Annotated in this window: 18 protein-coding genes; 10 read left to right on the forward strand and 8 right to left on the reverse strand. The window is 46.9% G+C overall.

Annotation, left to right across the window (positions count from 1 at the left end; translation table 11 throughout):
- The first annotated feature begins 128 nt into the window (after positions 1-128).
- The 4 genes from putB (at position 129) to putR (ending at position 5,536) form a co-directional block, all read left to right on the forward strand.
- Positions 129-1,040: a proline dehydrogenase PutB gene (putB, locus tag MOB98_RS04580; RefSeq protein ID WP_268360120.1), complete on the forward strand. Its 912-nt coding sequence runs from the start codon at positions 129-131 to the stop codon at positions 1,038-1,040.
- Positions 1,041-1,055: 15 nt separating this feature from the next.
- Positions 1,056-2,603 carry an L-glutamate gamma-semialdehyde dehydrogenase gene (pruA, locus tag MOB98_RS04585; protein WP_268360083.1) on the forward strand — a complete coding sequence of 516 codons (1,548 nt, stop codon included), beginning with the start codon at positions 1,056-1,058 and terminating at the stop codon, positions 2,601-2,603.
- Positions 2,604-2,694: 91 nt separating this feature from the next.
- Positions 2,695-4,149: a sodium/proline symporter PutP gene (gene putP, locus MOB98_RS04590; RefSeq protein WP_419900972.1), complete on the forward strand. Its 1,455-nt coding sequence runs from the start codon at positions 2,695-2,697 to the stop codon at positions 4,147-4,149.
- Positions 4,150-4,300: 151 nt separating this feature from the next.
- Positions 4,301-5,536 (forward strand): proline utilization transcriptional regulator PutR, encoded by a 1,236-nt coding sequence (gene putR, locus MOB98_RS04595; protein ID WP_268357953.1) that lies wholly within the window; start codon positions 4,301-4,303, stop codon positions 5,534-5,536.
- A gap of 36 nt (positions 5,537-5,572) precedes the next feature.
- On the opposite strand, the gene MOB98_RS04600 is transcribed toward putR, so the two are convergent.
- From MOB98_RS04600 to MOB98_RS04610, 3 genes are all read right to left on the reverse strand, one after another.
- Positions 5,573-6,424: a TIGR03943 family putative permease subunit gene (locus tag MOB98_RS04600; protein ID WP_268357954.1), complete on the reverse strand. Its 852-nt coding sequence runs from the start codon at positions 6,422-6,424 to the stop codon at positions 5,573-5,575.
- Between the two features lie 4 nt (positions 6,425-6,428).
- Complete coding sequence (locus MOB98_RS04605) at positions 6,429-7,313, reverse strand: permease (RefSeq protein ID WP_268357955.1); 885 nt, start codon at positions 7,311-7,313, stop codon at positions 6,429-6,431.
- A gap of 97 nt (positions 7,314-7,410) precedes the next feature.
- The gene (locus MOB98_RS04610; protein ID WP_268357957.1) at positions 7,411-8,265 is read right to left on the reverse strand and encodes an alpha/beta fold hydrolase; all 855 of its coding nucleotides are present in this window, start codon (positions 8,263-8,265) and stop codon (positions 7,411-7,413) included.
- A 162-nt stretch (positions 8,266-8,427) separates the two neighbouring features.
- Between MOB98_RS04610 and ffoR the strand changes: the two genes are divergently transcribed.
- Positions 8,428-9,438, forward strand: a complete 1,011-nt coding sequence (ffoR, locus tag MOB98_RS04615; protein ID WP_268357958.1) for a ferredoxin--NADP(+) reductase — start codon at positions 8,428-8,430, stop codon at positions 9,436-9,438.
- 30 nt (positions 9,439-9,468) lie between these two features.
- On the opposite strand, the gene cobA is transcribed toward ffoR, so the two are convergent.
- The 5 genes from cobA to nirB form a co-directional block, all read right to left on the reverse strand.
- A complete protein-coding gene (gene cobA / locus MOB98_RS04620) occupies positions 9,469-10,920 on the reverse strand; it encodes a uroporphyrinogen-III C-methyltransferase (RefSeq protein WP_268357960.1) in 1,452 nt (483 codons plus the stop codon).
- A 258-nt stretch (positions 10,921-11,178) separates the two neighbouring features.
- Complete coding sequence (gene nirD, locus MOB98_RS04625; protein ID WP_268357962.1) at positions 11,179-11,499, reverse strand: nitrite reductase small subunit NirD; 321 nt, start codon at positions 11,497-11,499, stop codon at positions 11,179-11,181.
- Between the two features lie 33 nt (positions 11,500-11,532).
- Entirely contained in the window at positions 11,533-13,950 is a 2,418-nt protein-coding gene (gene nasD / locus MOB98_RS04630; protein WP_268357964.1) for an NADPH-nitrite reductase, read from the reverse strand.
- Between the two features lie 120 nt (positions 13,951-14,070).
- Positions 14,071-16,203 (reverse strand): assimilatory nitrate reductase catalytic subunit NasC, encoded by a 2,133-nt coding sequence (nasC, locus tag MOB98_RS04635; protein WP_268357965.1) that lies wholly within the window; start codon positions 16,201-16,203, stop codon positions 14,071-14,073.
- A 6-nt stretch (positions 16,204-16,209) separates the two neighbouring features.
- Positions 16,210-18,525 (reverse strand): nitrite reductase large subunit NirB, encoded by a 2,316-nt coding sequence (nirB, locus tag MOB98_RS04640; protein ID WP_268357966.1) that lies wholly within the window; start codon positions 18,523-18,525, stop codon positions 16,210-16,212.
- A gap of 165 nt (positions 18,526-18,690) precedes the next feature.
- Here nirB and MOB98_RS04645 point away from each other — a divergent pair, with 165 nt between their 5' ends.
- From MOB98_RS04645 to zinU, 5 genes are all read left to right on the forward strand, one after another.
- On the forward strand, positions 18,691-19,896 hold the full coding sequence (locus tag MOB98_RS04645; RefSeq protein ID WP_268357968.1) for an MFS transporter: 1,206 nt from the start codon (positions 18,691-18,693) through the stop codon (positions 19,894-19,896).
- A gap of 116 nt (positions 19,897-20,012) precedes the next feature.
- Positions 20,013-20,927: a GTP cyclohydrolase FolE2 gene (gene folE2 / locus MOB98_RS04650; protein ID WP_268357969.1), complete on the forward strand. Its 915-nt coding sequence runs from the start codon at positions 20,013-20,015 to the stop codon at positions 20,925-20,927.
- Positions 20,924-21,508 (forward strand): L,D-transpeptidase, encoded by a 585-nt coding sequence (locus tag MOB98_RS04655; protein WP_268357971.1) that lies wholly within the window; start codon positions 20,924-20,926, stop codon positions 21,506-21,508. The genes folE2 and MOB98_RS04655 overlap by 4 nt, the downstream gene beginning before the upstream one ends.
- Positions 21,509-21,591: 83 nt before the next feature.
- Positions 21,592-22,764 (forward strand): NAD(P)-binding domain-containing protein, encoded by a 1,173-nt coding sequence (locus MOB98_RS04660; protein ID WP_268357972.1) that lies wholly within the window; start codon positions 21,592-21,594, stop codon positions 22,762-22,764.
- Between the two features lie 37 nt (positions 22,765-22,801).
- A complete protein-coding gene (gene zinU / locus MOB98_RS04665) occupies positions 22,802-23,995 on the forward strand; it encodes a zinc metallochaperone ZinU (RefSeq protein ID WP_268357973.1) in 1,194 nt (397 codons plus the stop codon).
- Positions 23,996-24,019 lie beyond the last annotated feature (24 nt).

Raw genomic sequence — 24,019 nt, forward strand, 5'->3', positions numbered from 1 at the left:
CTGATTGTGGCAAACCCACAAAAATTATCAGAATCTTTGTATTTTGGGAATATTGTGAACCGAGGTTTTGTCCATTTACAATAAACTCATACAAATACTTCTTAGATTGCGGGGTGTTGAGGTTGGAAGTGATCACAAGAGATTTTTTCTTATTTTTATCCAAAAGCGGCTTTCTCAATAAAATGGCGAGGAACTGGGGAAGCCGGGTAGCAGCGGGTAAAATTATCGGCGGCAATGATTTTAACAGTTCAATCCCGACTATTCGACAGCTTAACAGCCAAGGCTTGTCAGTTACTGTCGATCATTTAGGCGAGTTTGTGAACAGCGCCGATGTCGCAAGGGAGCGTACGGAAGAGTGCATTCAAACCATTGCGACGATTGCGGATCAGCAGCTGAACTCACACGTTTCTTTAAAAATGACGTCTTTAGGTCTCGATATAGATATGGATCTAGTGTATGAAAACATGACGAAAATTCTCCAAACGGCGGAGAAGCATAAAATCATGGTCACCATTGACATGGAAGATGAAGTCAGATGCCAGAAAACACTTGATATTTTCAAAGATTTCAGAAAGAAATACGAGTATGTGAGCACAGTGCTTCAAGCCTATCTGTACCGGACGGAAAAAGACATTGACGATCTGGATTCTTTACACCCGTTCCTTCGCCTTGTAAAAGGAGCTTATAAAGAATCAGAAAAAGTAGCCTTCCCGGAGAAAAGCGATGTCGATGAAAATTACAAAAAAATCATCCGAAAGCAGCTCTTAAACGGTCACTATACAGCGATTGCCACACATGACGACAAAATGATCGACTTTACAAAGCAGCTTGCCAAGGAGCATGGCATAGCCAATGACAAGTTTGAATTTCAAATGCTGTACGGCATGCGGTCGCAAACCCAGCTCAGCCTCGTAAAAGAAGGTTATAACATGAGAGTCTACCTGCCATACGGCGAAGATTGGTACGGCTATTTTATGAGACGCCTTGCAGAACGTCCGTCAAACATTGCATTTGCTTTCAAAGGAATGACAAAGAAGTAAAAAGGAGAGATTAACATGACAACACCTTACAAACACGAACCATTCACAAATTTCCAAGATCCAAACAACGTGGAAGCGTTTAAAAAAGCGCTTGCGACCGTAAGCGAATATTTAGGAAAAGACTATCCGCTTATCATTAACGGTGAGAGAGTGGAAACAGAAGCGAAAATTGTTTCCATCAACCCGGCTGATAAAGAAGAAGTTGTCGGCAGAGTGTCAAAAGCTTCCCAAGAGCACGCCGAGCAAGCGATTGAAGCAGCTGCGAAGGCGTTTGAAGAGTGGCGCTACACGTCTCCTGAGGAAAGAGCGGCTGTCCTATTCCGCGCTGCTGCCAAGGTCCGCAGCAGAAAGCATGAATTCTCCGCTCTGCTTGTAAAAGAAGCAGGGAAGCCTTGGAACGAGGCGGATGCTGATACGGCTGAAGCGATCGACTTCATGGAGTATTATGCGCGCCAAATGATCGAACTGGCAAAAGGCAAACCGGTTAACAGCCGTGAAGGCGAGAGAAACCAATATGTGTACACGCCGACTGGCGTAACAGTCGTTATCCCGCCTTGGAACTTCTTGTTCGCGATCATGGCAGGAACAACAGTGGCGCCAATCGTTACTGGAAACACAGTGGTTCTGAAACCTGCCAGCGCAACACCTGTCATCGCTGCAAAATTTGTTGAGGTGCTTGAAGAGTCAGGGTTACCGAAGGGCGTAGTCAACTTTGTTCCAGGAAGCGGAGCGGAAGTCGGAGACTACCTTGTTGACCATCCGAAAACAAGCCTTATCACATTTACGGGATCAAGAGAAGTTGGTACGAGAATTTTCGAACGTGCGGCGAAAGTTCAGCCGGGCCAGCAGCACTTAAAGCGTGTCATCGCTGAAATGGGCGGTAAAGATACGGTTGTTGTCGATGAGGATGCGGACATTGAATTAGCGGCTCAATCCATCTTTACATCAGCGTTTGGCTTTGCGGGACAAAAATGTTCTGCAGGTTCACGTGCAGTAGTCCATGAAAAAGTGTATGATCAAGTATTAGAGCGTGTCATTGAAATTACAGAATCAAAAGTAACAGCAAAACCTGACAGTGCGGATGTTTATATGGGACCTGTCATCGACCAAGGTTCTTATGATAAAATTATGAGCTATATTGAGATCGGAAAACAGGAAGGGCGTTTAGTAAGCGGCGGCACTGGTGACGATTCGAAAGGATACTTCATCAAACCGACGATCTTCGCTGACCTTGATCCGAAAGCAAGACTCATGCAGGAAGAAATTTTCGGACCTGTCGTTGCATTTTCTAAAGTGTCAAACTTTGATGAAGCTTTAGAAGTGGCAAACAATACTGAATATGGTTTGACAGGCGCGGTCATCACAAACAACCGCAAACACATCGAGCGTGCGAAACAGGAATTCCATGTCGGAAACCTGTACTTCAACCGCAACTGTACAGGCGCTATCGTCGGCTACCATCCGTTTGGAGGCTTCAAATTGTCCGGCACGGATTCAAAAGCAGGCGGACCGGATTACTTGGCACTGCACATGCAAGCAAAAACAATCAGTGAAATGTTCTAAAGCGGGACTAAATGGGCATCCTCCCTGCGGGGATGTCCATTTCATCCATATACTATAAAAAAGAGGAGGAAGTGCCATAGAAAACACACAGCTGATTATCTCGATTTGTATTTATATGGCTGGGATGCTGCTGATTGGCTACTTTGCCTATAAGCGCACGTCGAATCTGACGGATTACATGCTGGGAGGACGTTCTTTAGGTCCAGCTGTAACCGCTCTCAGTGCGGGTGCTGCCGATATGAGCGGCTGGCTGCTGATGGGGCTCCCTGGCGCCATGTTTTCAACGGGTCTGAGCGGAGTTTGGATTGTTTTCGGGCTTTGTCTTGGGGCGTGGGCGAACTGGCTCTATGTTGCGCCGCGGCTGAGAACCTATACTGAAAAAGCGGGGAATTCTATTACAATTCCCGGATTTCTGGAAAATCGCTTTGGAGATCAAACAAAGCTTCTCAGACTGTTTTCAGGAATTGTCATTTTAGTCTTTTTCACGTTTTATGTATCGTCCGGAATGGTATCCGGCGGCGTCTTATTCAACAGTATCTTGGGGATGGATTATCACACCGGCCTCTGGATCGTGACGGGTGTTGTTGTGGCATATACCCTGTTTGGCGGCTTTTTGGCAGTCAGCTGGACAGATTTTGTTCAGGGGATCATTATGTTTGCCGCACTCATTCTCGTTCCGATCGTTACGCTTTTCCACACAGGAGGAGCAGGTGAAACAGTTACTGAAATCCGCTCTGTTGATCCAGATATGTTTAATATTTTCAAAGGAACAAGCGTCCTTGGCATTATTTCTTTGTTTGCCTGGGGGTTGGGCTACTTTGGCCAGCCGCATATCATTGTGCGTTTTATGGCGATAACGTCTGTTAAAGAAATCAAAAGAGCGCGCAGAATCGGAATGGGCTGGATGATTTTGTCTGCAGTCGGCGCAGTGCTGACCGGTTTGGGCGGAATCGCTTATTACCATCAGCGCGGTATGACATTAAAGGACCCAGAGACGATTTTTATTCAATTAGGGAATATTTTGTTCCATCCAATTATCACAGGTTTTCTGATTTCAGCGATTTTGGCTGCGATTATGAGTACCATTTCTTCTCAGCTGCTTGTGACGTCAAGCTCACTGGTAGAAGATTTGTATAAGTCGATGTTCAGACGCTCAGCTTCTGATAAAGAACTGGTATTTTTGGGCCGTCTGGCTGTTCTGGCTGTTTCAATTGTTGCGTTACTGCTGGCTTGGGAGAAAAACAATACGATCCTTGGATTGGTCAGCTACGCATGGGCGGGCTTCGGTGCATCATTTGGGCCTGTTGTACTGCTCAGTCTGTTTTGGAAACGAATGACCAAATGGGGGGCACTCGCCGGCATGATTGTGGGAGCAGCAACTGTAATCATTTGGGCGAATGCCGGTCTTTCGGACTTTCTGTATGAAATGATACCTGGTTTTGCTGCGAGTCTATTATCTGTTTTTGTTGTCAGTGTATTGACGCAGGCTCCGTCACAAGCTGTCACAGACCAGTTCAATGACTACCAAGATACAATGTCACAATAAAGATCGAAAGGAGGAGGAAGGGGTTGTCCCTTTTTCCTCTTTTCTCCTTTTTAACGGCTGTTTTTTCTTTTGGAAACAAACGTATTTTTTTCTATACAAAAAGACCCCGTATGGATATGATTAAAGTAAAAAAAGTATAGGAGAAAAAGGTATGGAAGAGCTTTTAGAGAGAGTTTTTTCATTTTCAGATGTTGATAAGCTGATTGATTTTATCAGCTATGAACTGCAAAAACCAGTGATACTGGAAAGCGCGGATTTCTTTTTGTTAGCCTATAATTCTTACTATATTAACCATTTTGATTCTGCCAACCAGCAGACTATTTTTTCGAAAAAATGTCCGGTTCAGATCTTTGAGAGGTTTCTGAAGGACGGAATCATTGAAAAGCTGAAAACAGAACCTGAGCCTTTTCGCGTCAATAAAATTGAAAGCATTGGGTTAAACCAGAGGGTGGTCGTGAGTGCGAAGCACAAAGGGGAAGTCATGGGCTACATCTGGATTCAGGAGCTGGATCAAAATCTGACAGACGAAGAGCTTGATTTTTTATACGAGACCTCCTTCCATGTCGGGAAAATCATTTATAAAACGAACAAGCTGAAACAGGAAAAGGAAGAAAAAGCAGAGGATCTCATCAAACGGGCGATCTATCAGCAATTCACCTCTGAGAAGGAACTTAGGCGGGAGGCTGAAAAGATCAACACCGTGCTGCCTTCCATGTTTTCGGTTGTCATCCTGCACGCCGCGAATGGGGATGGGGAAGCGGTTGAGGATTTAAAGGAAAATATCAGGTCGTATCTGAATTTACGGGATAAAGTCAGTCATGTCTTAACGATCGAATCAAATATTGTCATCGTCGTAGCGAGTTTTTCCCAAAAAAGCTCCGTCTCCTCGGCAGCTTCAGAATTCATAAACAAGCTGTTAACACATTTTCACTTTCAAAAAATACCTACACCTATTTATATCGGTATCGGAAACGAATATGATCACCTATTAAAACTTGGCAAGAGCTACACAGAAGCACTTGAGGTCATCAAAGCCGCAGAAATCACCGGCAATCAGGAAAACATTCCATATGAATATGCCAAACTCGGCATTTACCGCTACTTAGAAAGCATTGAACAGAAAAATGAATTTTTAGAATACGAGAATAAGGACTTGGCTTTATTAAAAGCGAAGGACGAAGAAAGCAGCACTGAGCTGCTCAAAACCTTGGAAGTCTATCTCCTCAACAACTGCAAAACAAAACCAGCAGCAGAACAGCTGTTTATTCACCAAAATACATTGAATTACCGCATCAAACAGATTACTGAAATGACGTCCATCGATTTAAGCGATTTCAGGACACGATGCCAGCTCTATCTTGATTTGATGCTGATGAAAAAGAAATAAAAAAGAAACCAGTACTTGTACTGGTTTCATCTTCACTTAAAAACCTCTGTAAACATACGGATCATCAGGTTTTTTAATGGTGTTCCAGTCGGTTACTTTCACGACAGGAAGCGTTGATTTGAATGGCTGATAATATTCTGAGGCCAGAGTCCCCTTAATATGAATCCATTCATCATCCTTGATGTTCATGTCCTTCGGAAACTCCACAAGCATTCCATAAACGCCGGAATCAGCGATACAGTGAATGATGCCAAACCTCAACACGAACAGCTGGTTTTTGTTAATTGCATTTCCTTTGTACGCAAATCCATGAAACTCAATTGTCCGTCCGAGAAATTCACCCGGATAATTATAGATGGTTTCCATTCCTTTTAGGAAATCATCGTCGGTCAGAGAGATCTCTTTTTTGCTGGAATACTTATCAAACAGCTGTTTCATCTGTTTGTCATAGCTGTCTTGCGCGTAATAAAGGCTGGCGTCAGGCCGCAAATATTGTGTTTGGGAGTAATGATCTCCGCTTTCCATCGCCTTAAATGAAAACCCTTTTGTTTTGACAATAGATGAGTCAAGCGTCGCAATCGGGAAGAAGATGCCAGACACCAAAGGAAAAAGAAAAACAAGATAAATCAAATACCGCTGATAAAACGGCTTGTTTTGTTCATGCTCGTGATCATGGCCGCACCCGCAATCATGATCATGGTGATGCCTTCCTTTTTCAGGCGACTTGATAAATAGATACGCTTGAACGGCTGTCAAAATGGCCAGCAGGAAGATCGCAATAAAGGATAGATAGGCATATTTCATATTGATATATTTTGTTAGGTTTCCTGAGGCATGCAGATGATAAAAGAAAAACGTAAATCCCATCAGCACCAATAAACGAAACATCCAATCACCCCTTTACCAGTAGTGATCCCGCTAAGACAAGCACGACAATGTACGTAATCAGCAGGAAAACAAAACGTTTTTTGAAGGCCGCGAGCATCATCAATAGATTCTTAATATCCACCATTGCACCAAAGACGAGAAAGGCGATTAATGATCCTAATGAAAATGTGCTGCTGAAGGAAGATGCGATGAACGCATCGACTTCCGAACAAAGCGATAAGACAAACGCCAGACCCATCATCACGAGGGAAGAAGATACATCATTCTGCCCGATCGCAAGCAGAGTGGATGTTTTGACATACGTCTGCATCGCGGCGGCGATAAAGGCGCCGATGATTAAATATTTCCCCACGGAGAAAAATTCATCAATGGCATGCTGCAAGGTCCCGCCCAGTTTTTGGAGCAAGGTACCGTGATGATGATGGTGGTGCCCGGGTTCATCAGGCTTTAACAGCTGATTATCCTTAAATTGATAGGATAAGATGACCCCGATGAGCACCGAAACGGCGAGCGCCAGACCGCCCCTGTAAAAGACAACGCTCCATCTGTTCCCGAACGCAATATAAGTAGAAAATAAAACGATAGGATTAATGATAGGCGCGGTCAGCATGAAAGCAACGCCCGCATGCAGAGGAACTCCCTTTAACAGAAGCCGCCTCGTAATCGGGATGATGCCGCATTCGCAGGCGGGAAATAAAACGCCGGCCAGCGCACCGAATAAAACGGCGAGAAAACGGTTTTTCGGCATGATTCTTGCAATCATTTCTTCAGAAACAAACATTTGAATGATTCCAGAAAGGATGACGCCAATCAGAATAAACGGAATGGCTTCTATTAAAATGCTGATAAAAATAGAATTCAGCTGAAGAAAAGATGATTGTGCTGTCACAATAAAACCTCCGCTCATGGTAAGCTGCCTCTAATGATACCAGAAAATAAGGCACTGCTTGTTTGACGGAGGAGGGGGAGGGATCGTTTCACTTTGTTTAGGATTCTAAAAATTCGAGTATGATGCTGTCTGTTTGAGCCGCTTCTTTCCCTAGCCAGATCAAGTGCCCCCACGTGTGAAGCAAACAGAGTGCAGCGTCTGGAATGTGTTCTTTTGCATGATGTGCATGTGACAAGTCAACAAATCCATCATAAACACTTTGCATAATCAGTACGGGGCATGAGATGGCCTGCAGTCTTTTCGAAGAGAAATCGGCGGTTTGTGACAAGTCCAGCAGAAATCCTTCACCTGAGCGCTGCCGGCTGTTCATTTTCCGAAATGCTTCTATATCTTTTTCGTCCATCAGGGTCTTGATTCGCTGAAACGAAAGCGTGCTGAATTGCGGGCTTAAGGCTTGAAACATTAAACGCGGGAAGGCGTTATTCAGGGAAGAAGTCAGCTTCCATATCCACTTTTCCACAGGCGGGCGGAAGAGAAGCCTCCCAACTTTGTATTCCGTGTCTTTTGGGGTGAGCCATTCTTTGGTGACAGCGGATTGCAGGGTCAGAGTGTTAACTCTTTCCGGGGCATATGAGGCAAAGTATATGCCGCTTGGGCCTCCTGCTGAGATGGCAATCAGATGGGCCCTGTCGATTTGTAAATGATCTAATAGCTTCACATAGAAACGGCAGGCGCTGGCAAGACTTTGCCCAATCTCTTTTGATGTTCGTCCGTAACCGGGCCGTGAAGGCGTGATGATGGAATACCCATGCTCCAAAAGCGCCGTGTATCCGAATTCTTCGTAACAATTTGAATGCCCGCCATGCATGACAAGAATGGGGGCACCCTTTCCAGCCACAGAATATTCTAGTGTATGTCCTTCGAAGGTGATCGTTTCGACTCGTCTTTTCATCTGTTACTCCCATTTGTTTTCTGCCTATTATAGGGTTTTCAACAATTGATCACAAGGTGAAGAAATGAATAAACACAGGCTCGTGAAATATGATATACTTTGTATTGATATTCATTCTCAATTAAAATGATTTGATATAGGTGTGAACGGGAGGCAGGACGGATGGCTGAGAATCAAGAGATATATGACGTTACGATAATAGGGGGCGGGCCGATCGGACTGTTTACGGCTTTTTACTGCGGGATGCGCGAGCTAAAAACGAAAGTGATCGAATTTTTGCCGCGGCTTGGAGGGAAGGTGTCTTTATTCTTTCCTGAGAAAATCATTCGCGATATCGGAGGGATACCGGGGATTGCGGGAAAACAGCTCATCGAACAGCTGAAAGAGCAGGCCGCAACGTTTGATCCTGATATCGTGCTGAATCAGCGTGTGACCGGCTTTGAACGCCTGAATGACGGCACGATTGTGCTGACAGGTTCTGAAGGCGAAAAGCACTATACAAAAACGGTGATTTTGGCTTGCGGCATGGGAACGCTTGAGGTCAATGAGTTTGACAGTGAGGATGCAACCCGGTACGCGGGCAAAAATCTTCATTATGGAGTAGAAAAGCTTGATGGATTTAAAGGCAAGCGGGTCGTGATCTCAGGCGGCGGAGATACTGCGGTCGATTGGGCCAATGAGCTGGAACCGATTGCGGCATCCGTAACTCTCGTTCATCGGCGCGAGGAATTCAGCGGAATGGAAAGCAGCGTGACGAAAATGAAGCAATCATCGGTGCGGGTGCTTACTCCCTATCGGCTGGAGCAGCTGACCGGCGATGAAGAGGGCATCCAAAGCGTGACCGTTTGTCATACTGAGTCTGGCCAGAGGGAAGACATAGAAATTGATGAGCTGATCATCAATCATGGGTTCAAAATTGATCTTGGGCCGATGAAGGAGTGGGGACTGGAGATTGAAGAAGGCAGGGTGAAAGCTGACAGACATATGCGGACGAATCTTCCTGGCGTGTTTGTAGCGGGTGACGCGGCTTTTTATGAAAGCAAGCTGAGATTGATTGCCGGCGGATTTACGGAAGGCCCGACAGCGGTCAACAGTGCCAAGGCTTATCTGGACCCTAAGGCCGAGAATATGGCGATGTATTCCACCCATCATAAAAAATTGGTGCATAAATAAAACAGCCCTTGAAAAAAGGGCTGCCAGCCATCAGCTGTGAAGGAGCTTTTTCTGCGTCTGTTGATTCTGAATAAAAGCTAGCAATTCATCCTGTTCTTGTACAGCTGTGAATCCATAAGCTTCGGCAGCTGAGTCATCGCCTATGCAGACGATAGGGGGGCGGCTTGCTGACGGTTCCGGCGAGAGGCCAATTTGTTCACCACCACTGATCAATTGCTGAACGGACAGCTTGTTCGGGCAAATGACCATGTGCAGCGAGGATTCACTGATAGTACGCTGAATCATGTGGGTGAACCGGTCATCTATGACGTTTTCATGAGTGATATAAAACGAACAGGATTCATGCTTTGGCATGTTTTCCACTGCATGGCGGCTCCCGACAACCAGAGTTTTTTCTGAATCAGGCTGAATGGCGGAGACGAGAAACCCCCGTTTTTTAAGCTCCGTCTCTGCATATTCAGATGCTGCACACAGTCGGGCTGCCAGCTGGCGGATGTCGATGTTCCTGGAAGCCAGCGCTTGGAAAAATTCACAAACCGCACGGCGCGATGTGAAGAACATGTATTCAAAGGTGCCGATCTTTTGAAGAATCTCTTCATTGACAGGCATGTTTTCAGTTCGCCATTTCGGCCATTCAATGACATCAGCACCGGAATCACGCAGCCTGTCAGCCAGCGGATCTTCATCATCGCCATGCGTGACAACCATCATGTGCCGGCCAATGAGTGGTTTGCTTTCAAACCAGCTGTGTGTCTGAAAGTTGACGATATCTCCGATGACGATAATGGCAGGGTTTGAGATCTGGTGCTCCTGAACTTTTTGCTGAATGTTCTCAAGTGATCCTTTCACGCTCCGCTGGCGGCCCCATGTTCCCCATTGGACCACAATGACAGGGACGGAAGGGGATTTTCCGTACGCAATGAGCTGCTGGCAAATATAAGACAAATTCTTGACACCCATGTAAAAGACAAGGGTTTGAACACTTCGGGCAAGCCCTTCCCAGTCGAGATTCGGCGTGCCTTTTAATGATTTATCATGCGCGGTGATCATGGCAAAAGATGATGCGAAATCCCGATGTGTGACGGGGATGCCCGCATATAGCGGCGCTGCAATTCCAGAGGTGATCCCCGGCACCATTTCATAGCGGATGCCGTGCTCATGGAGAGCATCTGCTTCCTCGCCGACTCTGCCGAATACGCTCGGATCTCCGCCTTTCAAACGGACAACGGTTAGGCCCTTTAGTGCTTTTTCAACCAGCAGGGCGTTAATTTCTCTTTGTTTCATAAAATGGCGGTCTGGCAGTTTTCCGCAATAAATAAACTGGCAGTCCGGTGATGCAAATTCGAGCAGCTTCGGATTGGCGAGCCGGTCATATAAAATGACATCTGCTTTCTCAAGCGCCTGTTTTCCTTTGATGGTGAGCAGCCCTGGATCGCCGGGGCCGGCTCCCACGAAATATACGATTCCGTTCTTCATGATCATGTCATCCTTCCGTCACTGTAAAAAATGAAGGATCACTTGAAAAGTGATCTACAGCGTGTCGACAAACCTTCACATTCGTTTTCAGTCCTGCGCTTCGGTGCTCACGAATTTCACATTCACTTTGCTCCGATGCTCGGCCTTCCTATACTTCAAGCTTTTCTATCACGCTGAAAGATGACAAAATCCTAAAACCATAACCCGTTTTAGGATTTTGCCAACAATCTGGGTGTCACTTAAAAAAGTGATCCGGTCTTTTGATTAATATACGAGATAAACATGTTCTCCTTCGATCAGCGTTTCGTATGTTTTGGCGCATCCGTGATCCGGCTCTTGGACAATTCCGTCTTCTAAGGAGATTTTCCAGTCGTGCATCGGGCAGAAAACATATTCGCCGCTGACGATGCCTTCTGCCAAAACGCCGCCCTTGTGCGGACAGCGGTTTTCGATGGCGCGGATGCTTCCGTTTGAAAGCTTGAAGACTGCAAGCTCCTTATCTTCAATATACACTGTTTTGCCTAATTGTTCAGGCAATTCTCCAATTTTTCCGATACATACTTTTGTTACGTCTTTGTTTACCATGTCCATTCCTCCTCAATGATTGTTTTTTTGCCATTATGATGTCGTTACGACATTTTCGAATAATTCTTTAGAGGTTTGTTTGTTTTCCAGGAAGTTCTTCCAAGGATCCTTGTGGACAGAGAGTGTTTCATTCATTCGGTCGTTCAGCTCCTGCCGTTTTTCCGGATCGTTTAACACGGATTGGACATGGGATAAACCGACGCGCTCAAGCCACGCGGACGTACGCTCCAGATAGTTTGCGGTTTCCCGGTAATATTGCAGGTAAGCGCCTGCGTATTCTAACACTTCTTCATTTGTTTTCACCTTCATCAGCAAATCGCCGGCGCGCAAATGTGTTCCGCCGTTTCCGCCGACATAAAGCTCCCAGCCTCCGTCAATGCCGACAACGCCAAGGTCCTTAATGCCGGATTCCGCACAGTTCCGCGGGCAGGCAGACACGGCCATTTTGACTTTATGAGGCGTGTTCAGCCCTTCGAATTTTTTCTCAAGCGCAATGCCCAGTGCCATGGAGTCTTGTGTGCCGAAACGGCAGAATTGCTCGCCTACGCACGTTTTTACTGTGCGCAGTGTCTTTCCGTATGCGTAGCCTGATGGCATATCAAGATCTTCCCATACCTTCGGAAGGTCTTCTTTTTTCACGCCGATGAGGTCAATTCGCTGGCCGCCAGTCATTTTAACGAGAGGGATCTCATATTTGTCGACGACATCGGCGATCTTGCGCAAATCTGTAGAGTTGGTCACGCCGCCGTACATCCGAGGCACGACTGAGTATGTTCCGTCTTTTTGAATATTGGCGTGCATTCGTTCATTCACAAAGCGGGATGTCCGTTCATCCTCGTATTTGGTTGGATTGATCATGCCTAAGTAGTAGTTCAGAGCCGGCCGGCATTTGGAGCAGCCTTCTGGCGTTTTCCAGCCGAGCACGTTCATGATTTCTCTTGTATGTGACAGCCCTTTGGCTTTGATTTCTTCTACGACTTCATCTCTCGACAATGTGGTGCAGCTGCAAATCGCTTCTTTTTGCGCTGACGCATCAAAGTCTGATCCGAGCGTATGCTGGAGGATTTCTTCTACGAGCGGCTTACAGCCTCCGCATGAACGGGATGCACCGGTGCATGCTTTGATCTCGTCCGTTGACGAGCACCCCTTTTCCTGTATGGCCTGAATGATGTCACCTTTTGACACGCCGTTGCAGCCGCAGATGATTTCATCGTCACTCATCGCTGCGGTGATGCTTGTGCCTGCTTCTTGGTTCAGAGGCTGTAAGATTGATATTTTAGAGGTTTCAGAGATATCGGCTTCTTTTTGAATCATAGAAAACAGGCGGTTGCCCTCGCTGCTGTCGCCGAATAAAACAGCACCGACAATTTGGTTGCCTCTCAGGACGATTTTTTTATAGATGCCGTCCTGCTCATCGAATACTTTAATCGCTTTTTTGTCCTCTGATTCATCAAAGTCTCCGGCAGAAAAGACCTCGACGCCTGATACCTTTAACTGGGTGGAGAGAACGGAGCCTTCATACGGTTTTGTTTCGATGCCGCAAATATGCTTCGCCAGCACTTTTGCCTGTTCGTAGAGCGGCGCCACAAGACCGTAGGCAATTCCGCGGTGCTCTGCACATTCGCCGACCGCATAAATGTGCGGGATTTCAGTTTGCATATAATCGTTAACAATGATGCCGCGGTTGACCGGAATGCCGCTTTCTGTGCCGAGCAGTGTATTCGGGCGGATGCCGACAGCCATGACAACTAAATCAGCTTCAATGCTTGTGCCGTCTTTGAAACGGAGGCCTTCAACACGGCCATCACCGACAATTTCTTCGGTTTGCTTTTCAAGTAAAAAGGTCATCCCTTGTTTTTCCAACTCGTTTTGCAGCAGGCGCCCTGCTGTTGCATCAAGCTGGCGTTCCATCAGGTATGGGGCGAGATGGATGACAGATACGTCCATGCCGAGATTCAGCAGTCCGCGTGCTGCTTCCAAACCAAGCAGTCCTCCGCCGATGACGGCTGCTTTTTTATATTTTTTTGATGCGGCAAGCATTGTGTCTGTATCTTTTATGTCCCGGAAGGCCGTAACGCCTTTTTTGTCTGCACCCGGAATCGGAAGAATAAAAGGAACAGAGCCTGTCGCCAGAATTAATTCGTCGTAAGGCTGGATTCGGTCAGCGTCTGTGATGACCGTTTTGTTTTCCGTGTCCACTTTGATGACTGTTTCATTTGTATACAATTGAATATTGTTTTCTTCGTACCAGTCCCAATCATTTAACGTAATATCTTTGATGTCTGTATCGCCTTGAAGCACTTTTGACAAAAGGATTCGGTTGTAGTTGGGATGCGGTTCGGCACCGAAAATTGTGATCTGAAACTCGTCTTTTGAAACACTCAGTATCTCTTCAATGGCCCTTACCCCGGCCATTCCATTTCCAACAAGAACTAGCTGTTTTTTTCCCATCAGATGATCCGCTCCTTATCAATGTTTTTTCCAGCGTAGCACAGCAAAAAGAAATATTTAAGATACATGTTATAAAATGTAACAAAATATACGAAAAGTTCTAAAAATTTTATGAAAAATTTAAATAGGTCTGATTCGGACGGCGCATACCTTAAAACCAGGCATTTTAGAGGCTGGATCTAAGGCTCCTCCGATTACATCATTCACATTTTGAGCGTCTGCCCAATGGATGGGAATAAAAACGGTGTCTTTTCTGATTTGTTCCGATAATTTGCTGCGGACCGTGATGCTTCCACGCGGCGATTCTACTGTTACCAGCACACGGTCCTCAATATTGTAAATCGCTGCTGTTTGCGGATGGATTTCCATAAACGATTCAAAATATCTCGCGGCAAGGGCGGCGCTTTTTCTCGTTTGGACGCCTGTTAAGTAATGGGACATGACTCTTCCTGTCGTTAAATACAGCGGATAATCGGCTGTCGGTTTCTCTTTTGGAACGGACGGTTCGTTTGGGATCACACTTAATGCCGCTTTTTGGTCCGGATGTGCAAATGTGTCCGAAAACAAGCGCCCGGTTCCGGGATGATCAGGTTCCGGACACGGCCAGTGAATCCCGCCTTCACGTCTGAGCCTGTCGTATGTGATGCCTGAATAATCGGCAAGTCCGCCTCGGCTTGCCTCTCTTAATTCATTAAAAATCTCCTCTGCTGACGTATAAGAAAAATAATGGCCTTTTCCAAGAGCAGATGCGATGTCACAAATGATCTGCCAATCGTGCTTTGCTTCTCCGGGACACGGCCGGCTTGCTTCTCTTAATGTCACGCGGCCTTCAACATTTGTCATAGTGCCCTCATCTTCTAAGTAAGAGGAGGCGGGCAAAATCACATCTGCGTATGCCGCTGACTCAGAAATAAACAAATCGATTGCGACAAAGAGTGTCAGTTTACTTAAAGCTTTTTTGACGAGATTCGCATTTGGGCTGGAAACAGCAGGGTTGGAGCACATGAGAAACAGTCCTTTGATGTCGCCGCCGTTGATTTTTTCCATCATTTCATAGGCTGAGACACCTTTTCGCGGGAGTTCGTCCTGATGGATTCCCCACACTTTCGCAATATGCGCCCGGTGTTGTTCGTTTTCAATAGAGCGGTACCCTGGAAGCTGATCGGCTTTTTGGCCATGCTCTCTGGCACCTTGCCCGTTTCCTTGTCCGGTGATCGCCCCGTAGCCCGAGTAAGGTTTGCCGATCTTTCCTGTGATCAGCACCATGTTTAAGAAGGCTTTCACAGCCGCAGTTCCATCGGTTTGCTGTTCAATCCCGCGGGCGGTAAACAGCATGCCGGACGTTTCCTTGGCAAACTTTACGGCCGCTTTTCTTATGTGCGCCAGCGGGACACTCGTCTGTTCGGCGATGTCATGCAGGCTCAGCGCGTCTGTATGCTGCTTCAGCTCTTCAAATCCATTTGTTCGCGATCGAATGAAATCCTCGTTTATGAGCTGTTCGTCGATGATGATTTTGACCAGACCATTGGCTAGGGCGGCGTCTGTGCCGGGTTTAATTTTTAGATGAAGATCGGCGATTTTCGTTGTCGCTGTTTCGCGGGGGTCAATGGCAATGATGTAAGCTCCATTTTCTTTCGCTTTTTCAAAATACGGCATTATCGTAGGCTGGCATTCCGCAATGTTGGTGCCGGCCAGAATGATCACACGGGTGTGGGGGATGTCTGATAAGGGATTTGTTAAGCCTCTGTCCGCGCCGAATGTTTGGTTGGCTGCGGTTGCTGCGGCGGACATACAAAGTCTCCCGTTGTAGTCGATGTATTTTGTCTGTAAGCCCACCCGTGCGAACTTTCCTAGCAAGTACGCCTCTTCATTCGTAATCGATGCGCTTCCGTATACAGCCATGGCATCACGGCCGTGCTCGTTATGAATCAGAGTCACTCGGTCTTTGATGTAATTCAGTGCTTCTTCCCAGGAAACAGGCGTAAATTCGCCGTTTTTCTTCAGCAGCGGCCGGGTGATCCGGGAGGCGTTCAGGGCATGCTGATGGGCGTTCATACCTTTCATGCATAAACGGCCCTGTGTGGTAGGGTTGTCAATTCCAATTGCTGTGTATTTTTTCCGTGTGACGATGGTTTGTTCCACGAGCTGCATTTTGCACTGCATGCTGCAAAACGGGCATTGGGTGTCATACGTTTTTTCTGATTGGATGTCTTGCTGTTTCTCACGGAAATATCTAAGCAGTCGTTCAGTCAAAATGCCTCATCCTTTCTTGTGTGCGCCTGTTTCTAGGGGCAGTTTTTGAATCAGTGACAGGTCGGATTGGAGGCTTTCCAGCAGCTGTGTCCTTAGCTCCTCTTCAAATAGTACTTCTCTGATATGCACGATCCCGAGACGGTCCATCCACTGATGTACGGTTTCTACGTAATGAGCCGTTTCCCGGTAATACTGGATTAGTCCTTTGATCATGCGGGCAGTGCTGTCTGCGGTGTCTGTCACGCAAAACAGAGTTCCGCTCCGGGCATGGGTTCCCCGGATGCCGCCGATGTAAATGTCCCAGCCAGCTGGCGTCCGAACCGCACCGAAATCTTGTATGGCAGCATCGGTGCAGTCTGTTTCACATGATAAGCTGACAGAAATATAGGCAGGCATGGAAAGCAACTCAAGCTGTCTCTCAATCCGGGCTGCCAGCTCCTGAATCGATCGGTTTTGTCCGCATGTACATGCGCTGACACTTTGCAGCGTGCGGCGGTGTTCATTGGAGCAAATGGGCATTTTCAGGTCCTTTTTAATGTTCGGGAGATCCGCAGGCTTAATCCCGGAAAGCTTCAGTCTTTGGCCGTGAGTGATGGATACATCAGGAATGCTGTATGCCTCGACGATGTCAGCGATGTTTCTTAGCTGCTCCGCATCCGTCCGCCCGCCGTACATTTGCGGAATCAGGATGTATGTATCTTCGGCGGCTGATTCAGGCTGAACAAAACCAGGGTGCAGCATTTCCAGATAGTATTGAATCGCAGGGACACACTTGCTGCATCCGTTCTTCGTTTTCCAGCCAAGCTGGCTCATCGCTTCTGCCGGACCAGAGAATGGCCTGCGCTGAAGCTCAGCGATAATGCCGTCTTCTGTAAAATCGGTGCAGCCGCAAAACGAAGGCGTGCGTGCGGGCCCTGTATATTCGCCGCTGGTCATGTGCTTCAAAAGATCTTCAACGAGCGGCTTACATCCTCCGCAGGAGCCGGATGCTTTGGTGCAGTGCCTGACTTCCGTAACAGTTGTTAAGCCTTTTGTGTGTACCGCTTCTTCAATTGCGCCTTTCGTCACTGAGTTGCATTGGCAAATCGTTTCACTGGAGGGTATGGATTCAAAAAATGTGCCGGTTTTCTCTGGTGTAAAGATCTGCTTTTTGACAATGGAGATGTCTCGTTGTTTAAGCAGGCTGTCGAGAAATCGCTGCCTGTCACGCGTGTCTCCGAATAAAATAACGCCGGCCAGTTTGTCATCCTCAAAGAGTGCTTTTTTATAGATGCCTGCTTGTTCATCGCAGATGCTGATGCTCGTCGTGTGTTCGTCTTCGTGAACCTTTCCGGCTGACCACACATCAATACCGGCTATTTTTAAAGCTGCAGATGGCGCTGAGCCTTCATATCCCTCACATGGAATGCCGCAAATATGTTTGGCGAGAACTTTTCCCTGCTCATAAAGGGGTGCAGCCAATCCGTACACTGTTCCGTTGTGCTCGGCGCATTCGCCAACGGCATAGATATTCGGTTTGCTTGTCTGCATGTAGTCATTCACGATGATCCCGCGGTTTACTGCGATTCCGGCTGATACAGCCAATTCAATATTCGGTCTCACGCCAGCAGCCATTACAATCAAGTCTGCCTTCAGTGAAGATCCGTCTTTAAAACGGATGCCGTCTGCCCGAGAGATGCCAGAAATGGATACGGTGTCTTTCTCCAAAAGAAAGGTTAAGCCTTTCCGTTCCAGTTCCGTTTGCAGCAGCCGCGATGCCGTATGATCAAGCTGTTTTTGCATGATGCCGGCGGAGTGGTGAATGACGCTGACATCCATGCCGAGATGCTGTAAACCAACAGCTGCTTCCAGTCCTAATAAGCCGGCTCCGATCACTGCTGCCTTTTGATAGTGCTCAGCCATGCTCATCAACGCTTGGCAGTCTTCTATTGTTCGAAATCCATAGACACCTTCTTTGTCCGCCCCGGAGATGGGGAGAATATGAGGGGAGGAGCCTGTTGCCACTATTAATTTGTCATACGACAGAGTGCGTTTCCGATCTGTGATGACCTGCTGCTGATCTGCATTGATTTGAATAACTGTTTCGCCCATGTAAAGCGTAATTCCGTGCTTGTCGTACCAATCCTTGCTGTTCAGTGTAATGTCATCGAGTGACGCCTCACCTTGCAATACAGAGGATAAAAGAATGCGATTGTAGTTGGGATGCGGTTCGCTTCCGAAAATGACAATCTCAAACATGTGGCGATTCAGCTTTAATACTTCTTCAATACAGCGGATTCCGGCCATTCCGTTTCCGGCTAACACCAATCTTTGCTTCTTCATGTGCCAGACCTCCTTTGACTCTCCTATTAAAAAATATGTCACAATGCATTGTTAACGCATTAAACATGTCACAAAAACTTACACATGTCTTTTCCAGAAAAAAATGGTCATATATCCTTGATTCAGAAAATGTAAAATAATTGAGGGTCAAGAAAGGGGAATCTTATGAAGCTGTCGGAACTGAAAACTAGCGGTCATCCACTTACTTTGCTCTGTTCCTTTTTATACTTTGATGTGAGCTTTATGATATGGGTTATGCTTGGGGCGCTGGGGGTTTATATTTCTCAGGATTTTGGCCTGTCTCCTTTTGAGAAAGGGCTTATCGTGGCTGTGCCGATCTTATCAGGGTCTGTTTTTCGCATCATTTTAGGTATTTTAACGGACAGAATCGGACCGAAAAAAACAGCTGTAATCGGAATGCTCGTGACAATGATTCCGCTGTTATGGGGGACATTTGGCGGCCGGTCGCTGTCTGAGCTGTATGCCATCGGGATTCTGCTTGGTGTGGCGGGGGCGAGTTTTGCTGTGGCGCTCCCTATGGCCAGCAGGTGGTATCCGCCTCATTTGCAGGGGCTTGCGATGGGAATTGCCGGTGCGGGGAACAGCGGCACGTTGTTTGCAACCCTGTTTGGCCCGCGTCTGGCAGAGCAGTTCGGCTGGCACATTGTCATGGGAATTGCGCTTATTCCTTTATTGATCGTCTTCGTTCTTTTTGTATCCATGGCAAAGGATTCTCCTGCACAGCCAGCGCCGCAGCCGCTCAAAAACTATCTGCATGTGTTCGGGCAAAAGGAAACATGGTTTTTCTGCCTGCTGTACAGCGTTACATTTGGAGGATTTGTCGGACTATCAAGCTTTTTATCTATTTTCTTCGTCGATCAATACCAGCTGTCAAAAATTCACGCAGGTGATTTTGTCACATTATGTGTGGCGGCGGGGAGCTTTTTCCGGCCTGTCGGCGGCTGGATTTCAGATCGTGTCGGCGGCACAAAGGTGCTTTCTGTCTTGTTTGTCATCGTGGCTCTGTGTATGGCCGGGGTCAGCAGCCTGCCGTCGCTCTCAATGGTCATCGTTCTTTTGTTTGTCGGAATGATGGGGCTCGGAATGGGCAACGGAGCCGTATTCCAGCTCGTACCGCAGCGCTTCCGCAAAGAAATCGGCATGGTGACGGGAATCGTCGGTGCGGCCGGAGGCATCGGAGGTTTTTTCCTGCCTAATATCTTAGGATCTTTAAAGCAGATGACAGGCACATATGCTATCGGTTTTATCACGTTTTCTTGTATCGCGCTGCTGGCATTTGCACTCGTGCTTGCCGCAGGCTATTACTGGAGAAAAAGCTGGAGCGCGGAAAGCAGCCCGGCGGATGTTTAGGTTGTGACGGACACGCATTTGTGCGTGTCTTTTTTATTTTCTCTTGATTTTAATCAGTGAACCGATCAAAATAAATAGTAATTATTACGATTTATCTAACGAGAGGAGTTTTCTGATTGAAACAACACACGCTGCTTCCGGGAAAACCGGAGCGCCTTCGATACTTTGGGTCGGTCAGTCCGATGAAAGGCGAGAAGCCTGTAGAAAAAGAGAAAATGAAGGATCTGCAAAATATCAGGAAGGATTATTTTTTTGACATTCAGCAGGTAGGTGTTGCTAATGTGTCCCATCCAGTCACAATCACTTCTGCCATGATGCCAGCTGAGCAAACAACGGCTGCGAATTTTACAATGACTTGTGATTTGCAAAGACATCAGAAGGGGATAAACATGAGCCGGTTAACAGAGCTGCTGCAAATCTATCATCAAAACGGCTGGATTCTCTCATTTTCCTCTCTGCAGCAATTTACAAAAGAGCTTGCAGAAAACATGGGCCAGACCTCTGCTTCAGTCGACGTGCGGTTTCCATGGTTTTTTGAACGGAAAAGCCCGAAGCTTGAGAAAGCGGGTCTGATGCATGCTGACATATTGATGTCTGTCACCTATCGCGAAGATGAGCCGTTTGAACAGCGTGCCGGCATCTCAGCGAAAGTAACGACGCTGTGCCCTTGCTCCAAGGAAATCAGTGAGTATAGTGCCCATAATCAGAGGGGAACGGTCAGCATTTTGGCGGATATTCGTCCGGCCTCATCGCTACCAAGCGATTTTAAAGCCGATTTGCTTCACACCGCAGAATCAAATGCATCCGCGAGACTGCATCCGGTGCTGAAGCGCCCTGATGAAAAAGCCGTGACGGAAACGGCATATGAAAACCCGAGATTTGTTGAGGATCTCGCCCGGCTGATTGCCGCGGATTTGTATGAGCTTGAATGGGTGTCAGCCTTTGAGATAGAATGCCGCAATGAAGAGTCAATCCATCTCCACGATGCCTATGCGAAGCTGCGTTTTTTGAAACAGGTGGATAAAATATGAAATGCTCATTATTAATTAGTACAGTTCTTATGTCGGCCAGCCTGCTGTCAGCATGTTCTCATCATGAGGAAGAACCCGCAAGTTCAAATACGAAGAAAACGGACGAGCACATAACGCCCGCCCGAAAGCCAGAAAAAACAAGCATTGATTGGACTAAGCCTTCTGGCGGTGAATTTCCGAATATCAAGCAGAAGAAGGTCTGGATTGATGTGAACGTGAAAGAACAGAAGGCTTACATCAAAGAAGGAAGCAATACCATCTATACAATGATAGTTTCGTCAGGACTTGATCAAACAAAGGATGACGCTACGCCAAAGGGCACCTTTTATGTAGAGCCTGAACGGGGAGAATGGTTCTTCTCCGAAGGATACCAGGAAGGTGCGGAGTACTGGGTCTCATGGAAAAACCATGGCGAATTTTTATTTCACAGTGTGCCAATGACAAAGGATAAAAAAGTCATCGAAAAAGAAGCAGAAAAGCTAGGAATGCAAGCATCACATGGCTGCATCAGGCTGACCATCCCAGATGCAAAATGGATATATGAAAACATCCCTGAACATACAAAGGTTGTGATCAGCTGAACGAAAAAGCGGTTGACAAAAAGGAAAAAAGAACATACGATTTAAATCGTAACAATTACGCTTTGTAGAGAGGAGATTCTCCCATGTATAAATGGCTGATCATCGGCGGCGGCATCCAAGGCACAACCTTGGCTGTGCATCTGGTGAAAAGCGGAAAGGCATCGATTAAGGATCTTGCTGTCATTGATCCCCATGAACGGCCGCTTGAATGCTGGAAACGAAACACGGGCCGCATTCAGATGAAATACTTGCGCTCTCCATCAGTTCATCACGTGGACACAGAGCCATTCAGCCTGCAAATGTATGCGGATAAAAGCCAATGGCCGGACGTGTTCTTTGGAAGGTATAAGAGGCCTTCGCTGTCACTCTTTAATCAGCACTGCGAGACTGTGCTGGATGAGATACATATTGAACAAGCATGGAAAACAGGCACAGTGACAGATTTGAGGAGGAAAAATGGGTTGTGGGAAGCAGAGACAGATGCCGCCGGAATAATCACAGGTGAACGAGTGGTTTTAGCCATGAGCTTTTCTCATCAGCCTTCTTGGCCGGAGTGGGCAAAACCATTTCAGAATGACGGCATTTATCATGTGTTTGATAGAAAGGTGCATGATGTAAGTAATGAAAGTGTACAAATGGCAGTTGTAGGCGGAGGGATAACGGCGGCTCATTACGCCATAAAACTCGCCGATGACGGCCATGATGTCACGATGCTGGTGAGGCATCCGTTCCGAATCTATGACTTTGACAGTGATCCGGGGTGGCTTGGTCCGAAATATATGAAAGCATTCAGTAAAACGTCAAACTATCAAAAGAGAAGGCAATGGATCACAAGCGCGAGACATCGCGGCTCTTTTCCAAAGGACATTTCAAGAACGCTTGCTGTCTATAGGGAAGAGGGCAGAATAAAAGTTATTCACGATGAAATGGACGCTTGCCAAAAAACAGATGACGGCAAGTTGCAGATACATGGCAGGTACAGCGAATCGCCATACGAATTCGAGCGTATCGCATTGGCAACAGGTTTTACCTCGGACATCAGCCGGTTCAAGTGGGTGCAGCGAGCGGCAGAAGCGGAGCAGCTGCCATGTGCAGGATGCGGTTTTCCGATTGTCGGCAAGGATTTGCAATGGGGAAAAGGATTATATGTGATGGGAGCCTTTGCTGAGTTGGAAATCGGGCCGACAGCGAGGAATATTTCCGGAGCGCGAAAAGCTGCCTACACCATTACACATACGGCGAAGCATACGATTTAAATCGTAATCATTCTATTTTATAAGGAGGAACATTATCATGAAAAAAATTCCGGTTACCGTACTGAGCGGTTATCTTGGCGCAGGAAAAACAACATTGCTGAACAGCATTCTGCAAAATCGTGAAGGCTTAAAAATAGCAGTCATCGTCAACGATATGAGCGAGGTGAACATTGACGCGGGATTGGTTAAGCAGGAAGGCGGCCTTTCCAGAACAGATGAAAAACTAGTGGAAATGTCAAACGGCTGCATTTGCTGTACGCTTCGCGAAGACTTATTAATTGAAGTCGAGAAGCTGGCAAAAGACGGGCGGTTTGATTATATCGTAATCGAATCGACAGGAATCAGTGAACCGATCCCAGTAGCCCAGACTTTTTCTTATATTGACGAAGAGATGGGGATCGACCTTACAAAGTTCTGTCAGCTGGATACGATGGTGACAGTGGTTGATGCCAACCGTTTTTGGCATGATTACCAGTCAGGCGATAGTCTTTTGGACCGCAAAGAAGCACTGGGGGAAGAGGATGAAAGAGACATTGCCGACCTCTTAATCGATCAAATCGAGTTTTGCGATGTTCTGATCTTAAATAAATGTGATTTGGTCAGCGAGCAAGAGCTCGAACAGCTTGAACAAGTCCTTCGCAAACTGCAGCCAAGGGCCAAATTTATACGTTCCGTCAAAGGAAATGTAAAGCCGCAGGAGATTTTGAATACAGGGTTATTTAATTTCGAGGAAGCGAGCGGATCGGCCGGCTGGATTCAAGAGCTGACGGCAGGCCATACGGAGCACACTCCGGAAACAGAAGAATACGGCATCTCTTCATTTGTGTATAAGAGACGTTTGCCGTTTCATTCCACACGATTTTATCGCTGGATGGATCAAATGCCAAAGAACGTGGTCCGCGCAAAAGGGATCGTCTGGTGCGCCTCACATCATAACCTCGCTTTGCTGATGTCGCAAGCCGGGCCGTCAGTGACGATTGAGCCTGTATCGTACTGGGTGGCGGCGTTGCCAAAGCTTGAGCAGGAGCAAGTCAAACAGCAAGAACCGGAAATTTTGGAGGACTGGGATCCGGAATTCGGCGACCGGCTGACGCAGCTAGTGTTTATTGGAACCGACTTGGATGAAGAAGCCATCACGAAAGAGCTTGATCAATGCCTGCTGACTGAGTACGAATTTGATTCCGACTGGTCGCTGTTTGAGGACCCGTTCAAGTGGAAGTTGAATCAATAGAAAAAAGCCGGCTCCTGCGGAGCG

Origin of the sequence: Bacillus sp. N13C7, assembly GCF_026790065.1 — a bacterium.
GTDB lineage: Bacteria > Bacillota > Bacilli > Bacillales > Bacillaceae > Bacillus.

Excerpts from the sequence above, each read along its gene's own strand:
- pruA (WP_268360083.1), top strand. The coding sequence starts at position 1,056 with ATGACAACACCTTACAAACACGAACCATTCACAAATTTCCAAGATCCA.
- putR (WP_268357953.1), top strand. The coding sequence starts at position 4,301 with ATGGAAGAGCTTTTAGAGAGAGTTTTTTCATTTTCAGATGTTGATAAG.
- MOB98_RS04600 (WP_268357954.1), bottom strand. The coding sequence starts at position 6,424 with ATGTTTCGTTTATTGGTGCTGATGGGATTTACGTTTTTCTTTTATCAT.
- MOB98_RS04610 (WP_268357957.1), bottom strand. The coding sequence starts at position 8,265 with ATGAAAAGACGAGTCGAAACGATCACCTTCGAAGGACATACACTAGAA.
- ffoR (WP_268357958.1), top strand. The coding sequence starts at position 8,428 with ATGGCTGAGAATCAAGAGATATATGACGTTACGATAATAGGGGGCGGG.
- cobA (WP_268357960.1), bottom strand. The coding sequence starts at position 10,920 with ATGATCATGAAGAACGGAATCGTATATTTCGTGGGAGCCGGCCCCGGC.
- nirD (WP_268357962.1), bottom strand. The coding sequence starts at position 11,499 with ATGGTAAACAAAGACGTAACAAAAGTATGTATCGGAAAAATTGGAGAA.
- nasD (WP_268357964.1), bottom strand. The coding sequence starts at position 13,950 with ATGGGAAAAAAACAGCTAGTTCTTGTTGGAAATGGAATGGCCGGGGTA.
- nirB (WP_268357966.1), bottom strand. The coding sequence starts at position 18,525 with ATGAAGAAGCAAAGATTGGTGTTAGCCGGAAACGGAATGGCCGGAATC.
- MOB98_RS04645 (WP_268357968.1), top strand. The coding sequence starts at position 18,691 with ATGAAGCTGTCGGAACTGAAAACTAGCGGTCATCCACTTACTTTGCTC.
- MOB98_RS04655 (WP_268357971.1), top strand. The coding sequence starts at position 20,924 with ATGAAATGCTCATTATTAATTAGTACAGTTCTTATGTCGGCCAGCCTG.
- MOB98_RS04660 (WP_268357972.1), top strand. The coding sequence starts at position 21,592 with ATGTATAAATGGCTGATCATCGGCGGCGGCATCCAAGGCACAACCTTG.
- zinU (WP_268357973.1), top strand. The coding sequence starts at position 22,802 with ATGAAAAAAATTCCGGTTACCGTACTGAGCGGTTATCTTGGCGCAGGA.